The sequence below is a fragment of the Burkholderia sp. FERM BP-3421 genome, assembly GCF_028657905.1.
Classification (GTDB): Bacteria; Pseudomonadota; Gammaproteobacteria; order Burkholderiales; family Burkholderiaceae; genus Burkholderia.
Genome location: NZ_CP117782.1, coordinates 3,791,096 through 3,806,385, shown reverse-complemented (window position 1 = coordinate 3,806,385; position 15,290 = coordinate 3,791,096). Strand labels below are relative to the sequence as shown.

Sequence of the window (15,290 nt, the reverse complement as noted above, 5' to 3'; positions counted from 1 at the left end):
CACGCGATGGCCGGCACCCCTATCCGATCCAGCATGCGCGGCGGCCGTTCGCGCCGCTCGATGGCCGACATCAACGTCGTGCCGTATATCGACGTGATGCTCGTGCTGCTCGTCATCTTCATGGTGACGGCGCCGCTCGTCGCGCCGTCGATCGTCAACCTGCCGACCGTCGGCAATGCCGCGCCGCAGGAGCAGACGCCCCCCGTCGTGGTGAACATCCAGGCGAACGGCAAGCTCAGCGTGCGCTACAAGAACGACGCGGGCGCGTCGCAGGAAGACACCATGACGAAGGCCGACCTCGACGGCTTCATCGCGTCGCGCCAGGCCGACCACCCGGACCAGCCCGTCGTGATCGCCGCCGACAAGACGGTGCAATATGACGTCGTGATGACCGTGATGTCCGACCTGAAGGCGCGCGGCGTGAAGCGCGTCGGTCTCCTCGTCAAATCGCAATGAACCAACGCACTCCGCGCAACGCCTCCCCGCTTCAGCCGCCGCGCGAGCGCGGCACGGGCCGCGCGTTCGCGCTCGCCGCGCTGATGCACGTGCTGCTCGGGCTGTTCCTGTATCACGGCGTGCAATGGCAGAACAGCACGCCCGCCGGCGCGGAGGCCGAGCTGTGGACCGCGGTCGACGTCGCCACCCCGACGCCGCCCGTGCCCGCGCCGCCCATCAAGGTCGCGCCCGCGCCGCCCGTCAAGGACGACCAGGCCGAGATCGCCCTGCAGCAAAAGAAGCGCCAGCAGGCGGAAGCCGCCGCGCGCGAGGCGCAGCTCGAGGAGCAGCGCCGCCAGCAGCTGAAGGCGCAGCAGGAAGCCGACGCGAAGCGCGCGCAGCAGCTCGCGGCCCAGCAGGCCGCCCAGCTCGCCGCGCAGAAGGCGGCCGAGCGCGAGAAGCAGAAGCAGGCGGACAAGCAGGAAAAACTCCGCCAGCAGCAGCTCGCCGACCAGCAGAAGAAGCTGGAGCAGCAGAAACTCGACCAGCAGAAGAAGGAAGAGCAGGCCCAGGCCGACGCGCAGAAGAAGGCGGACGCCGCGAAGGCGGCCGCGAAAGCCAAGGCGGACGCCGCCACGAAGGCTAAACTGGACAAGGAGCGGCTGGCGCGCCTGTCGCAGCTGCAAGGCATGGCGGGCGGCGGCACGGGCGGCGGCGAAGGTCTCGCGAAGAGCGGCACCGGCACCGGCTCGGGCGGCAACGCCGCGTCGCCGGGCTACGCGGACAAGGTCAAGCGGCGCGTGAAGCCCAACATCGTGTGGGCCGGCGAGCGCGAAGGGCTCGTCACGGTCGTCCAGATCCGCTGCACGCCGTCGGGCGACGTATTGAGCGCGGTGGTCCAGCGTTCGAGCGGTAATTCGGGGTGGGATCAGGCGGTGATCAACGCGATCCAGGCGTCGGTGCCGCTGCCGCGCGACACCAACGGCAGCACCCCGGAAAAAATTACGATTACCTTCAGGGCGGCGGAGTGAGCGGGTTTGCGCTTACACTCCCGCCGTCGCAACGGGAACGAATCGGTTATTTTCGAGTCTCTGCGGTTGCGCAGCGCTACATAGGGAATCAGGAAGCATGAGTTTGATGACGAAGCTAGGTTTCAGGGCACTGGTGGCCTCATGTCTCATCGCCGCGGGCGGTACGGCCCACGCACAGGTCGACGTGCTGATCACCGGCGTCGGCGCCACCCAGTTCCCGATCGCCACCGCCAACTTCGCCAACGAGGGCAGCCTGCCTCAGCAGGTCACGTCCGTCGTGCGCGCCGATCTGGCGCGCACGGGCAAGTTCACCAACATCGACGCGGGCAGCACGCCCGTGCCCGAGACGGCCTCGGTCGACCTCGGCGCATGGAAGGCCAAGGGCGCGAACGCGTTCGTCGCGGGCAGCGTGAACCGCGACGCGAGCGGCCAGTACAAGGTCAACTTCATCCTGTACGACACGGTGAAGCAGCAGAGCCTCGGCGGGCTGTCGCTGACGGCCAACGACGGCACGCTGCGGATGGCCGGCCACAAGATCGCCGACTACATCTACCAGAAGCTGATGGGTACGCGCGGCGTGTTCGCGACGCGCCTGTCGTACGTGATCCGCACGGGCGGCCGCTACCAGCTGCAGATTTCCGACTCGGACGGCCAGAACGCGCGCATCGCGCTGTCGAGCACCGAGCCGATCATCTCGCCCGCCTGGTCGCCGAGCGGCACCAAGGTCGCCTACGTGTCGTTCGAGCGCAAGAAGCCGATCGTCTACATCCACGACCTGCCGACCGGCCGCCGCTACATGGTGTCCGACCAGAAGGGCAACAACAGCGCGCCGGCGTGGTCGCCGGACAGCCAGACGCTGGCCGTCGCGCTGTCGCTGACGGGCAATACGCAGATTTTCTCCGTCAGCGCGAACGGCACCGGGCTGCGGCGCCTGACGCAAAGCAGTTCGATCGACACCGAGCCGTTCTACTCTCCTGACGGCCGGTGGATTTATTTCACGAGCGATCGCGGCGGTGCGCCGCAGATCTATCGCATGCCGGCCCAGGGCGAAAGCGCGGGCACGGCGCAGCGCGTGACCTTCACCGGCAGCTACAATACGAGCCCGCGCGTCAGTCCGGACGGCAAGCTGCTCGCCTACATCTCGCGCACGGGTGGCGGTTTCAAGCTGTACGTTCAGGATCTGCAGACGGGCGCCGCCAACGCGATCACCAATACGACGCGTGACGAATCGCCCAGCTTCGCGGCAAACGGCCAGTACCTTCTGTACGCAACCCAGGCCAACGGTCGCAACGTGCTCGCGGCCGTACCGTCTGACGGCAGTACGCCGCCGCAGATTCTGTCCGTTCAGGGCGGCTCGGTCCGCGAGCCCTCCTGGGGACCGTTCATGCAATAACCAAAAGGAGAGTTACCATGATTTCGCAGAAGATTCGTCTGGCCTTTGCCGTTCTGATGGTCGGCGCCCTCGCCGCCTGCTCGTCGGGCGTCAAGCTCGAAGACAAGGGCAACCAGGGCGCCGCGGTGCCGACGCAGCCGAGCGCCGACAATGTCGCGCAAGTGACGGTCGATCCGCTGAACGACCCGAACAGCCCGCTCGCGAAGCGCAGCATCTACTTCGATTTCGACAGCTACTCGGTGCAGGATCAATACCAGTCGCTGCTGCAACAGCACGCGCAATACCTGAAGAGCCACCCGCAACGTCACGTCCTGATCCAGGGCAACACCGACGAACGCGGCACGAGCGAGTACAACCTGGCGCTGGGCCAGAAGCGTGCTGAAGCCGTGCGTCGCGCGCTGTCGCTGATGGGCGTCTCGGACGGCCAGATGGAAGCGGTGAGCCTGGGCAAGGAAAAGCCGCTCGCGAACGGTCACGACGAAGCATCGTGGGCGCAGAACCGTCGCGCCGACCTCGTCTATCAACAGTAAGTACGGAAGGTCCGCTGAATGACGCATCGTTTTTCCTGGCTGCGCGTGGCCGCCGCCCTCTGTGTCGCGGGGGCGGCATGGTCGTCCATGCCCGCCCACGCGGGCTTGTTTGACGACGACGAAGCGCGCCGCGCCGTGCTCGACCTGCGCAGCAAGAGCGACAGCCTGTCGAACCAGCTGTCCGCCGCGCAGCGGACGATCCTCGATCAAACCAACCGTCTCGATCAGTTGAACCAACAGGTCGCGACGCTGCGCGGCGAAAACGAGGACCTGACGAACCGGCTCACGATGCTCGAACGCCAGCAGAAGGAGTACTACACCGATCTCGATTCGCGTCTCAAGAAGTTCGAGCCGCAGCAGAAGACGGTGGACGGCGTCGAGGGCACGGTCCAGCCGGGGGAAACGGACGCGTTCAACACGGCTTCGCAGCAGTTTCGCGACGGCAACTTCAAGGGCGCCGCCGCGTCGTTCCGCTCGTTCATCTCGAAGTATCCGCAGAGCCCGTACCAGCCGAGCGCGCAATACTGGCTCGGCAACGCGCAGTACGCGCTGCGCGACTACAAGGGTTCGACGGCGACCTGGCAGGCCCTCGTGAAGAACTTCCCGCAGCATCAGCGGGCCGGCGACGCGCTGGTCGCGATCGGCACCAACCAGCTCGAGCAAGGCCAGAAGGGCGCGGCGAAGAAGACTTTCGAGCAGGTGGTCGCGCAGTTCTCGGGCTCGAGCGCCGCGCAGACCGCGCAGAACAGGCTCGATGCCATCAAGTAAGCGATGATTGGGCGGGTTGTTGACAGGAATGAAAACTGCCCGCTATAATTTCGCCTCTTTGGGTCGTTAGCTCAGCTGGTAGAGCAGCGGACTTTTAATCCGTTGGTCACAGGTTCGAATCCCGTACGGCCTACCAAAGAATCAAACAGAAAGCCCGGTCGCAAGACCGGGCTTTTTGCTTTGCGCGATCGTCATGGTTGAACTCCTCAGACAATCGACGAATAAGCGACGATTTCGACATCCGAACCGGACTCCGTTTCAGCATAAAGCGTCACTGTATCGGGATCCGCGGTGATAAAACATCGCCCGACTCTCGAACGTCCTCGCGTACCTTCCGTGATATCGGATCAGTGCATCAGCCCGCTTCGACGACACGCCTGGCATCCAGTACGACAGCTCGGTCGGCAAAACAGAGCAATGCCAGCCGGCGACTCACGAGTAAAAATAATTTATTAGAGGCATGTCTTTTTAAGAAAGTCGCCTAATCTCATTTTTACGAATACGCAATCCAATAATGGCATTGCCATTTTCAACGTCATATCGCGGCGCCCTCCAGGTCTCGCAATGATGCTCGCGGCATCCCCGCCTCCACCACGCTTGCTTCCTCCTCGAAAGTCGCGTCCATACCCTGCGCGCCCGTATCTCGACCTTGTTATCGGATTCTTGATGTCGCCGTCGATATGCCATTGACGCTCTGCGATGGATCCACCTATGTCGCCCGCCACGCACATTTCAAATCCCGACGACCGTCATTTCCGACACGGTCCACCGAGCCGCTCTCCAGCCGCGTGCACACCGCACACCGTCGCCCCGGAACGAATCCGGCGAAATTGGAACATGATATAAACAGCGGTCCCGCCCCGAAAACGCAACCCCGCCATCGAATATGAATTTCGGCATGACCACCGGCAACGACAAAAAGCCATGTCCGACAACGGTCCAGGACGCATGCGCGAATCGCATCCTTCTCCGCGCCGCGTCCGATCACCGCCCTGCATCAACCCGAGCCCCCATCCGCCCCAATCCCCAGCCATGCGCATCCACCCCCTCCCCCCGCTTCAATGCCTCGTCTACTTCGACGCCGCCGCGCGTCTCGGCAATTTCACCCGAGCCGGCGAGGAACTCAGCGTCACCCAAAGCGCCGTCAGCAAATCGGTCGTCAAGCTGGAAACCTTCCTCGGCGCCACGCTGTTCATCCGCGACGGCCATTCACTGCGCCTGACGATGGCCGGCCAACAATATGCGCAACGGGTGCACGAACTGCTCATCGATTGCGCCGAATTCACCGCCGACCTGATGAAAGACCCCGGCCCCCGGGAACTGACGATCGCGTGCGCGGCCGGCACGGCGAACCTGTTCCTCGCGCGGCGCGTCGCCTCGTTCTGCAATGCGTATCCGGACGTCACCGTGCGCATCCTGGTGCGCGACGGCGTGCTGCACCTGAATCCCGCCGAATTCGACGTCGGCATCTACTACATCCGCGAAGTCCTGCCGCCCGGCATCACGGGCACCAAGCTGATCGACGAGGAAGTCGGCGCGTACTGCTCGCCCACTTATCTGGAGGGACGCATCCTCGCGCCCGACGAACTGCTCGACCAGACCTTGCTCGTGGCGGATGAACAACAGCGTCAATGGATGGACTGGCACACCTGGCTGAAGCTCACGGGCGCCGAAGCATTGCGCCCGAAGCAAACAATCACGGCCAACAGCTACCCGCTGCTGCTCAATCTGGCGCTGGAGGGTCAGGGCATCATCCTCGGCTGGGACAAGATGGTTACCCCGCTCGTCGAGGCGGGACGGCTCGTCAAGGCCTCCCACGCCACCGCGACGTTCGGCGGCGCCTATCACCTGCTCTGGCCCGCGGAGCGCCGCGACACCGCCGCGGTCCTCGCCTTCAAGCAATGGATACTCGACGAAAAATGAAACACTGACGCGCATCTGACACAGGCATTCCGTTTGGTCGGGGCAGGCCGAAAATATTTCCGGGAAAGGAATGCCGTTAATGCCATAGCATCTTGCCAATTCAAATTACCCGGGAGAACGGGTATTCCACTATATCGGTTTATGAGAAACGGGACATTTTTATGAACAATGAGTCCGTATTGTTCAATGATTTTTCGGAGTCAACCGACGCCACCCGCCGGCGCGCGGTATTGGCGGTGATTATCGGAAATGGCTTCGAGTGGTTCGACTTCATTTCCTACAGCTTTTTCTCGATCATCATCGCCAAGCTGTTCTTCCCGGCGGGCGACAGCAATATCTCGCTGCTGCTGTCGGTGTCCACGATCGGCGTCGGCTTCTTCATGCGGCCGGTCGGCGGCATCGTGCTGGGCGGGCTGGCCGACAAGGCGGGCCGCAAGTTCGCGCTCGCGATCACCATTCTGCTCATGACGGTCGGCACCGCCCTGATCGGCTTCGCGCCCACCTATGAGCAGGCCGGGCTACTCGCGCCCGCGATCATCGTGCTGGCGCGCCTGCTGCAAGGCTTCTCGGCGGGCGGCGAAATGGGCGGCGCGACCGCCTACCTGATGGACAAGGTGCCCGCCGAGCGGCGCGGCTACTACACGAGCTGGATCCAGGCGAGCATCGGCTTCGCGATCATCCTGAGCGCCGCGCTCGGCACCTTCATCGTCAACTACCTGAGCCAGGACCAGATCGAGGCATGGGGCTGGCGCATCCCGTTCCTGCTCGGGCTGCTGCTCGGACCGGTCGGCATGTACATCCGCAGCAACCTGACCGAATCCGACGCGGCCGGCCACACGACGCGCGAATCGGCCCCGGTCGTGCAGGTGTTCCGCGACCGGTTGCCGCAAGTGCTGGTCGGTTTCGGGCTCGTGGTGTTCTGGACGGTCTGTTCGTACGTGCTGCTGTTCTACATTCCGACCTATGCGGTCAAGGTGCTCAAGCTGGCGTCGTCCGCGGGCTTCATCGCGGTGCTGGTCGGCGCGACGATCGTGCTCGTCGTGACGCCCGTGATCGGTCACCTGTCGGATCGTTACGGCCGCCGCCCGTTCCTGATCGGTGCGGTGCTCGCCGCGATCGCCTTCGCCTATCCGCTGTTCGCGTACATCAACCTGCACCCGGGGCTCGCGTCGCTGATCGTGTTCCAGCTGTTCTTCGGTCTCGTGATCGCCTGCTACGAAGGCCCGATCCTCGCGGCCGTCAGCGAGCTGTTCCCGTCGCGCGTGCTGTCGACCGGCATCTCGATCGCGTACAACCTCGCGGTCATCACGTTCGGCGGCTTTTCCGCGGCGATCATCACCTGGGCGATCGCCACGACCCAGAACAACCTCGCACCCGCGTTCTACGTGATCTTCACGGCTTCGTTGAGCCTGATCGCGTCGCTCGCATGGCGCCCGGCGGGAGATCGTTGACCGACAGTCAGTCGTAGTAAGCAGCACGGCTATCCCGCTGGGGTAGCCCGGCAGTTGATTCGCAGTCCTCTATTCAAAGCGACACGAGAAGAGGCTCTGCGCATGCAGTTCCACCCCGGCGCCCACGGCCGGGCTCGTCATCGAGCCGCCGCTTGCGGGCGGGTCAGCCAGGTGGAGGGGACCATGTCGTACACGTGTTTTCTCGCCATGTCCGCCGCGCTCGCCGTGCCTTATGCATGGGGGCTCGCGGTTCTCGCCCGCGCCGCGGACCCGCGGCCGGCTTCGCGACGGGCGAGCCGGAGACGGCGCGCGGCGGACGCCGCCGTCATCGAGACGCACGGGTATGACCCGATCCGCCTCGCCGCCGTACGGGCGGCGATCAGGATCACGGATTGACGTGACGGCGCGCAGCGTCGTCACGGTTCAGCCTAAGCCGCGAAGGCATTAACCTCGGATCGCGGCATTTTTGGCCGGTGCCAGTACGGGCCGGTGTTTTTTACCTCAGAGGCATCGATGGACAGCGAACGCGTACGCTTTTTCTGGGTCGGCGAACAATCGGAGATTTTCGCGGCTCACCACATTCAGGACCTCGCGACCCAGGACGGGCGCGCGGCAGGCTCAGGCATCCAGCGCTGCGAGCAGCGCACGCTCGACGACGGCTTCGTGCTGCTGTCCCTGTTCGACGAGCACGGCAACCGCATCCTGTGGGGCGAATTGCCCGGCACGACGCGCGAGCTGGTCCGCGAAACCGACGACGACGACCGTGTGACCGGTACGTTCACGGGCTCGCTGTTCGATATCTACGAATGGGACAACGGCGGCCGCTATGGCCTGCCGTGGATGCTGATGACGCAGTACGCCTATCCGCCGGACATTTCCGCCCCGCTCGGCGTCGGGCTGTGCGACGCGGCGCTGTCGTGGCCCGCCTGCGTGGAGCATTGAGCACGCGTACGCTGCACACGGCGGCGAACCCACGGCCCTTCCCGCCCGCGCGGCCGCACGGGCCGGACGACGCTCAATCCTCCCCGGGCCACCACGCCTTCGGTTCGTCGCGGATCAGGAAATCGTCGCGATTCTTGTCGGCGAGCCACTTCGGGCACGCGCCCTGACCCGACCACGATTTGCCTGACGACGGATCGTAATACTTCGCGGGCAGACGCTTCTTCTTTTCCTTCAGGAAACCACCGGCGCGCAGCAATTCCAGTTCGGTGATGTCGTGTTCCGCAACCAGTTCCTTGATGGCGACCAGCGCGGTCACCCGTTCCTTCTTCTTGGCCTCGGCCAGCATCAGGTTGACCTCACCAAGCTGTTTCTGGAGGTCGCGAATGTTGTTGGTACTCATAGTGATTCGATGGACAGAGAGTGGGGGAATTTTACAGTGACTTGACAGGTTTTCTCGCGAAAATGACGCGTATTCGCAGGTAGGCCGATTCACCTATATCGCGTCGCGCAACCTGTTCTTCCAGCCTTTATCACGATATGCAATTCCAGGCCGGCACGATTTCAAGCGGTTCAACGAACGCGCCGGCATTTCAGCTTTATGGATGCGCGCGCATGCGAATAATCATATCGATATCCGACCTGCCGATCGCATTGCGCCGTATCCCGGATGCATAAAGGCTACCCGTTGATTTCGGCGCGGCTCAATTAGCGTATCCACGGGGCATGCATTGCCGGCGCAATCTCCCCACGATACACGGCCCGGCCGTCGACGCGGCCGGCACGCACGCAGACGAGGGCGCCGCACACGCGGACCGGCTGCCATGGGGCCGGCGTATCCCGACGAATTCGCCGCCCGCGTTTGCCCCACCCATGTTTGCTCGGCGAATACGCGCATCCGCACAGCTTACCGGTTCCATGCGCGTCGCATGCCAGCCGACGATGCGTCGCGGGTTCATGACGCAGACGATCGCGGTCGCCCCGCGTGCGCGGCACGGCAACTTCCGCTTTCGTATGCCCGTGCCGAAATCCGCTATCCTTGGCAGACCTCACCGCCTCCGGAGGCGCACCATGTGTCGCTGGCTCGCCTACACCGGCAACCCGATCCAGCTCGAAACCGTGCTGTTCCGCGCGAAGCATTCGCTGATCGATCAAAGCCTTCACGCGCGCCTGGGTGCGACCACCACCAACGGCGACGGCTTCGGCATCGGCTGGTACGGCCGTCCGAACGAACTGCCGTTCCGCTACCGCTCGGTCAACCCGGCCTGGAACGACCGCAACCTGCATGAAGCCGCGCGCGCGATCCATGCGCCGCTGTTCGTCGCGCACATCCGCTCGGCCACCGACACGCCGGTCCAGGAAACCAACTGCCATCCGTTCCGCCACGGCCGCTGGCTGTTCGCGCACAACGGCCTGATCCGCCGCTATCAGACGCTGCGGCGCGACCTCATGATGCGCATCGATCCCGCGCTGTTCGCGTCGATCGAGGGCTCCACCGATTCCGAGGTGATGTTCCATCTCGCGCTGACCTTCGGGCTCACCCAGGATCCGGTGCGCGCGCTCGAACGCATGGTCGCGACGATCGAGGAAACCGCCGCGAAGCACGGCGTCGATGCACCGCTCAACATGACGGTCTGCGCGACCGACGGCGAGCGGATCGTCGCGGTCCGCTATTCGAGCGAGCGGCAATCCCGCACGCTGTTTCACAGCACGTCGTTCCGCCATCTGCACGAACTCTACCCGCACGATCCGCGCATCGCGGCCGTCGGCGACGACGCGTTCCTCGTGCTGTCCGAGCCGCTCGTCGACCTGCCGCAAGCGTGGGAGGAAGTGCCGGAAGGCACGGCGATCATCGCGCATCGCGGCGTCATCACCCAGCACGCCTTTGCCCCGCAGCACCGCGTGTAGCGTGCCCGCGGGAACGAATCGGGCCGCGCCCGGCCGAAGCCTTGCAGCGCGCCCCGGCCGCATCCGGCGCAGCGCCTGTGCCGCGGGCAACCGCATCGCCCTCTTTCCCCTCACTTCGGAGAACCCATCTTGGATCTGGCTTCCGTTCATGAATTCCTGCTGACCCGCGGCCTCGATTTCGGCCTCAAGGTCCTCGCCGCGATCGCGCTGTGGATCATCGGCCGCTGGGCGATCAAGCTCGTCACCCATCTGCTCGGCCGCATCGTGAACCGCAGCGGCAAGGTCGATCCGACGCTGTCGCGCTACCTGACCTCGGTGGTCGGCGTGCTGCTCACCATGCTGCTGGTCCTCGCGATCCTGCAGGTGTTCGGTGTGCAGACCACCTCGTTCGCCGCGCTGCTCGCCGGCCTCGGCCTCGCGGTCGGCACCGCGTGGGGCGGCCTGCTCGCGCATTTCGCAGCCGGCGTGTTCATGCAGGTGCTGCGCCCGTTCAAGGTCGGCGACGTGATCTCGGCGGGCGGCGTGACGGGCACGGTGCAGGAGCTGGGCCTGTTCGGCACGACGATCCTGACGCCCGACAACCTGGTCACGCTGGTCGGCAACAACAAGATCTTCTCCGACAACATCACCAACTACAGCATCATGCCGTACCGGCGTGTCGACCTGACCGCGAAGATCGCCAACGGGGTGGACGCGGTCGACGCGATCGCGCGCCTGAAAACCGCGATCGCGCAGGTCCCGAACGTCATCGCCGAACCGGCGCCCGACGTCGGCGTGCTGCAGTTCACGCCGGAAGGCCCGCTGCTGTTCGTGCGGCCGTCGACGCAACCGGCCAACTACTGGCAGGTGTATTGCGACACCAACCGCGTGATCCTCGACACGTTCCGCGACGCGCACTATCCGACGCCGGAAACGCCGGTCGCACATCGCACGGCGTCGTAACCGACCTCGATCGCACGGTCGGCCGCGCACGTAAAAAGCGCGGCCCGCGGGTCACGCCGGATTCAGCCTGGCGAGGCCGATCGCTCAGCGGCGTTCGACCTTGCCGCTCTGGCCCTTGCCGCGCACGAGCTTCCACAGCCCGCCGAGCAGCAGCGGGATGATCGCCGCGCCGATCCCCACCAGCACGATCACGTTCAGGTAGTGACGAATGAACGGGATGTTGCCGAAGAAGTAGCCGAGGAACACGAGCAGCAGCACCCAGATCAGCGCGCCCACCACGTTGAACAGCTGGAACTTGCCGACTTCCATCGACGACGCGCCCGCGACGAACGGCGCGAAGGTCCGCACCACCGGGATGAAGCGCGCGAGCACCAGGGTCTTGCCGCCGTGCTTTTCGTAGAAATCGTGGGTTTTCTGCAGCGCGGCGCGATCCAGGAAGCGTTCCAGCCCCGGAATATGCGTATTGAAGACCTTCGGCCCGATCTTCCGGCCGATCAGGTAGTTCACCGTGTTGCCGCCGATCGCCGCGACCAGCAGCAACAGGATCAGGGCGGCCAGTTCCATCTCCCCCGTCGCGGCGAACGCGCCCGCGATGAACAGCAGCGAATCGCCGGGCAGGAATGGGAAGATCACGAGCCCGGTTTCGCAGAACACGATCAGGAACAGCACCACGTAGACCCAGGCGCCGTATTGCCGGATGAAATCACCGAGGAATGCATCGATATGCAGAACAAGATTGACGAAATGAAGCAGCGTATCCAATGCGTTTCCTTCTTTCCAGGGGATGTGTGCGCCCGCCGGGCACCGCGCCCGACGGCAAAAAACCACGCGTAATCATACAGAAAGTACTCTGCGCGGCCGTGAAATTTTGGCGCGCGGCGTGAGCCGGCCCACGTTCGCGCGCTCCGCGGCCGACGCGCGGCCTCGTTATAATTCCGTCATGTCCGATATCTCCGAAACTGCCGCGGGCGACCTGCCCGGCGACCCGCCCTCCGCCCCGCGCCCGCTGCGCGCGATCGAGCCGCTGCCCGACCAGCTGATCAGCCAGATCGCCGCGGGCGAAGTGGTCGAACGGCCCGCGTCGGTCGTCAAGGAGCTGCTCGAGAACGCGCTCGACGCCGGCGCGCGCACGCTGCGCATCGTGCTCGAGGAAGGCGGCGTGAAGCGCATCGCGATCACCGACGACGGCTGCGGGATCCCGGAAAACGAGCTGCCGCTCGCGCTGATGCGCCACGCGACCAGCAAGATCCGCTCGCTGGAGGAGTTGGAGGCGGTCGCGACGCTGGGGTTCCGCGGCGAGGCGATCGCGTCGATCGCCTCGGTCGCGGAGCTGTTCATCACGAGCCGCACCGAGGAAGCCGCGCACGCGACCCGGATCGACGCGCAGACGGGCGTGCTGTCGCCCGCCGCCGGCACGCGCGGCACGACGATCGAGGTCCGCGAGCTGTACTTCAACACGCCCGCGCGCCGCAAGTTCCTGAAAAGCGAGCAGACCGAATTCGGCCATTGCCTCGAAATGATCCGCCGCGCGGCGCTCGCGCGGCCGGACGTCGCGATCTCGGTGCTTCACAACGGCAAGGCCGTCGAGCACTGGAACGCGAGCGAACCCGCGCAGCGCGTCGCGAAGATCCTCGGCGACGCGTTCGCGACCGCCCACCTGCCGCTCGACGAACGCGCCGGGCCGCTCGCGGTCTACGGCTGCGCGGGCCTGCCGACCGCGAGCCGCGGCCGCGCGGACCAGCAGTATTTCTTCGTGAACGGCCGTTTCGTGCGCGACAAGCTGCTCACCCACGCGGTGCGCGCCGCCTACGAGGACGTGCTGCACGGTGATCGCTACCCGTCCTACGTGCTGTTTCTCGACCTGCCGCCCGAGGCGGTCGACGTGAACGTCCATCCGTCGAAGATCGAGGTGCGCTTCCGCGATTCCCGCTCGATCCACCAATACGTGTTCCACGCGGTGCAGCGCTCGCTCGCGCGGCACGCGGGCGCCTCGCCGGACACCACGGCGGGCGGCCACGCCGCGCAGCTCGCGCCCGGCGCCGCGCCGGCCTCGTTCCAGGCCACGCCGCTCGGCCAGTCCGGCGGCTTCGCGCGACCGACGGGCGGCGGCGGGCTGTCGGGCGGCGGCGCGGGCGGCAGCCTCTGGCAGCGCCAGTCGCGAATGACCCAGGGCACGCTGCCGGTCGCGCAGCCGCTCGCGCTGTACGACGCGTTGTTCGGCCGCAAGGACAGCGGCGCCGGCACGCTGCCCGGCACGACGGGCGCGGAGGCGGCGCCCGATGCCGGCGAACGCGCGCCGTTCGCCGCGCCGCCGGCCTGGCAAGGCGAAGGCGCGGCCGCGCAGGACGCCCACGACGCTCAGCCGCTCGGCTTCGCGCTCGGCCAGATCCACGGCATCTACGTGCTCGCGCAAAACGCCCACGGCCTCGTGATCGTCGACATGCACGCCGCGCACGAGCGGATCCTCTACGAGCAATTCAAGCGCGCGCTCGCGGACCGGTCGATCGCGGTGCAGGCGCTGCTGCTGCCGGTGTCGATGAACGCGACGGCGGTCGAGATCGGCACGGTCGAGGAGGAACGCGACACGCTCGATGCGCTCGGCTTCGATCTGGCCGTGCTGTCGCCGACCACGCTCGCGATCCGCGCGGTGCCGGCGCTGCTCAAGGACGCCGATCTGACGGCGCTGGCCCGCGCGGTGCTCGCCGACCTGCATGAGTTCGGCGGCTCGCGCGTGCTGACGGAGCGCCAGCACGAACTGCTCGGCACGCTCGCCTGCCATCACGCGGTGCGCGCGAACCGGCGCCTCACGCTCGACGAGATGAACGCGCTGCTGCGCCAGATGGAGGCGACGGAGCGCGCGGACCAGTGCAATCACGGCCGGCCGACCTGGTACCAGCTCACGCTCGGCGACCTCGATCGTCTCTTCATGCGCGGCCAATGAGCGCGCCGCCTCTCGCCGCGCCGCGCACGGTCGCCTGCCTGCTCGGCCCGACCGCATCGGGCAAGACGGCCGCCGCGCTGGCGTTCGCGGCGCGGCGGCCGGTCGAGATCATCAGCGTGGATTCGGCGCTCGTCTACCGCGACATGGACATCGGCACCGCGAAGCCGAGCCGCGCCGAGCGCGCGCAGGTCCCGCACCACCTGATCGACATCCTCGACCCGGCCGACGCGTACTCGGCCGCCGAATTCCGCACGGATACGCTGCGGCTCGTCGACGCGATCATCGCGCGCGGCCGCACGCCGCTGCTCGCGGGCGGCACGATGCTCTACTACAAGGCCCTCACCCAGGGCCTGAACGACCTGCCCGGCGCGGATCCCGACCTGCGCGCCACGCTCGACGCCGAGGCGGCGCGCGACGGCTGGCCGGCGCTGCACGCGCGGCTCGCGGCCGCCGATCCGGTCACGGCCGCGCGGCTCGCGCCGAACGACGCGCAGCGGATCCAGCGCGCGCTGGAGGTGCTGATGCTGACGGGGCAGCCGCTGTCGGCGCTGCTCGCCGTCCCGCCGCGCGCGGATGCGGACGCCGCCCGCTACCGTTTCATGCCGGTGGCGCTCGAACCGTCCGACCGCGCGGTGCTGCATGCGCGCATCGCCGAGCGCTTCGACGCGATGCTGGAGGCGGGCTTCATCGACGAGGTCGAACACCTGCGCCGGCGGCCCGACCTGCATCTCGGGCTGTCGTCGATGCGCTGCGTCGGCTACCGGCAGGCCTGGGAATTCCTCGACGGGCTCACCGACCACCGGACCATGCGCGACAAGGGCGTGTTCGCCACGCGCCAGCTGTGCAAGCGCCAGCTCACGTGGCTGCGCTCGATGCCGGAGCGCGTGGTGGTCGACTGCTGCGCCGACGATGCGACCGCGCGCGCAGTGGATGCGCTCGAACGGCTGCTCGACGCGCCGCCCGACCGGCGCGCGTGAATCAGCGCGAATTGCGCACGCAAAAAAAACCGGCTGATACAGCCGGGTTTTT

General features: G+C 66.2%; 15 protein-coding genes and 1 tRNA gene. 14 read left to right on the top strand and 2 right to left on the bottom strand.

What is annotated here, in order from left to right; translation table 11 throughout:
* Positions 1-6 precede the first annotated feature (6 nt).
* The 10 genes from tolR to Bsp3421_RS33380 all read left to right on the top strand — a co-directional run bounded on the left by tolR (position 7) and on the right by Bsp3421_RS33380 (position 8,473).
* The gene (gene tolR, locus Bsp3421_RS33425; RefSeq protein WP_274001339.1) at positions 7-456 is read left to right on the top strand and encodes a protein TolR; all 450 of its coding nucleotides are present in this window, start codon (positions 7-9) and stop codon (positions 454-456) included.
* A complete protein-coding gene (gene tolA / locus Bsp3421_RS33420) occupies positions 453-1,466 on the top strand; it encodes a cell envelope integrity protein TolA (RefSeq protein ID WP_274001338.1) in 1,014 nt (337 codons plus the stop codon). The genes tolR and tolA overlap by 4 nt, the downstream gene beginning before the upstream one ends.
* A 97-nt stretch (positions 1,467-1,563) precedes the next feature.
* Positions 1,564-2,859 carry a Tol-Pal system beta propeller repeat protein TolB gene (tolB, locus tag Bsp3421_RS33415; RefSeq protein WP_274001336.1) on the top strand — a complete coding sequence of 432 codons (1,296 nt, stop codon included), beginning with the start codon at positions 1,564-1,566 and terminating at the stop codon, positions 2,857-2,859.
* Positions 2,860-2,876: 17 nt separating this feature from the next.
* Positions 2,877-3,389, top strand: coding sequence for a peptidoglycan-associated lipoprotein Pal (gene pal / locus Bsp3421_RS33410; protein WP_252982950.1), 513 nt, complete (start codon positions 2,877-2,879; stop codon positions 3,387-3,389).
* Positions 3,390-3,407: 18 nt separating this feature from the next.
* A complete protein-coding gene (ybgF, locus tag Bsp3421_RS33405; RefSeq protein ID WP_274001333.1) occupies positions 3,408-4,157 on the top strand; it encodes a tol-pal system protein YbgF in 750 nt (249 codons plus the stop codon).
* Positions 4,158-4,217: 60 nt separating this feature from the next.
* Positions 4,218-4,293: transfer RNA gene (locus Bsp3421_RS33400), tRNA-Lys, on the top strand.
* 896 nt (positions 4,294-5,189) lie between these two features.
* Positions 5,190-6,080: a LysR substrate-binding domain-containing protein gene (locus tag Bsp3421_RS33395; protein ID WP_274001331.1), complete on the top strand. Its 891-nt coding sequence runs from the start codon at positions 5,190-5,192 to the stop codon at positions 6,078-6,080.
* A gap of 161 nt (positions 6,081-6,241) precedes the next feature.
* Complete coding sequence (locus tag Bsp3421_RS33390) at positions 6,242-7,531, top strand: MFS transporter (RefSeq protein WP_274001329.1); 1,290 nt, start codon at positions 6,242-6,244, stop codon at positions 7,529-7,531.
* A 102-nt stretch (positions 7,532-7,633) separates the two neighbouring features.
* Complete coding sequence (locus Bsp3421_RS33385; RefSeq protein ID WP_274001327.1) at positions 7,634-7,927, top strand: hypothetical protein; 294 nt, start codon at positions 7,634-7,636, stop codon at positions 7,925-7,927.
* A gap of 117 nt (positions 7,928-8,044) precedes the next feature.
* Positions 8,045-8,473, top strand: a complete 429-nt coding sequence (locus Bsp3421_RS33380) for a hypothetical protein (RefSeq protein WP_274001326.1) — start codon at positions 8,045-8,047, stop codon at positions 8,471-8,473.
* A gap of 73 nt (positions 8,474-8,546) precedes the next feature.
* Here Bsp3421_RS33380 and Bsp3421_RS33375 read toward each other — a convergent pair whose 3' ends face one another.
* On the bottom strand, positions 8,547-8,873 hold the full coding sequence (locus Bsp3421_RS33375; protein ID WP_274001325.1) for an H-NS histone family protein: 327 nt from the start codon (positions 8,871-8,873) through the stop codon (positions 8,547-8,549).
* A gap of 668 nt (positions 8,874-9,541) precedes the next feature.
* On the opposite strand from Bsp3421_RS33375, the gene Bsp3421_RS33370 reads away from it, so the two are divergent.
* Both Bsp3421_RS33370 and Bsp3421_RS33365 read left to right on the top strand, forming a co-directional pair.
* Complete coding sequence (locus Bsp3421_RS33370; protein WP_274001323.1) at positions 9,542-10,378, top strand: class II glutamine amidotransferase; 837 nt, start codon at positions 9,542-9,544, stop codon at positions 10,376-10,378.
* A 126-nt stretch (positions 10,379-10,504) separates the two neighbouring features.
* Positions 10,505-11,320 (top strand): mechanosensitive ion channel family protein, encoded by an 816-nt coding sequence (locus Bsp3421_RS33365; protein WP_274004440.1) that lies wholly within the window; start codon positions 10,505-10,507, stop codon positions 11,318-11,320.
* An 84-nt stretch (positions 11,321-11,404) separates the two neighbouring features.
* Here Bsp3421_RS33365 and Bsp3421_RS33360 read toward each other — a convergent pair whose 3' ends face one another.
* Complete coding sequence (locus Bsp3421_RS33360; protein WP_274001320.1) at positions 11,405-12,082, bottom strand: DedA family protein; 678 nt, start codon at positions 12,080-12,082, stop codon at positions 11,405-11,407.
* 178 nt (positions 12,083-12,260) lie between these two features.
* Here Bsp3421_RS33360 and mutL point away from each other — a divergent pair, with 178 nt between their 5' ends.
* Entirely contained in the window at positions 12,261-14,261 is a 2,001-nt protein-coding gene (mutL, locus tag Bsp3421_RS33355) for a DNA mismatch repair endonuclease MutL (protein ID WP_274001319.1), read from the top strand.
* A complete protein-coding gene (miaA, locus tag Bsp3421_RS33350) occupies positions 14,258-15,238 on the top strand; it encodes a tRNA (adenosine(37)-N6)-dimethylallyltransferase MiaA (protein ID WP_274001317.1) in 981 nt (326 codons plus the stop codon). Before mutL ends, miaA begins: the two co-directional genes overlap by 4 nt.
* Positions 15,239-15,290: the final 52 nt, after the last annotated feature.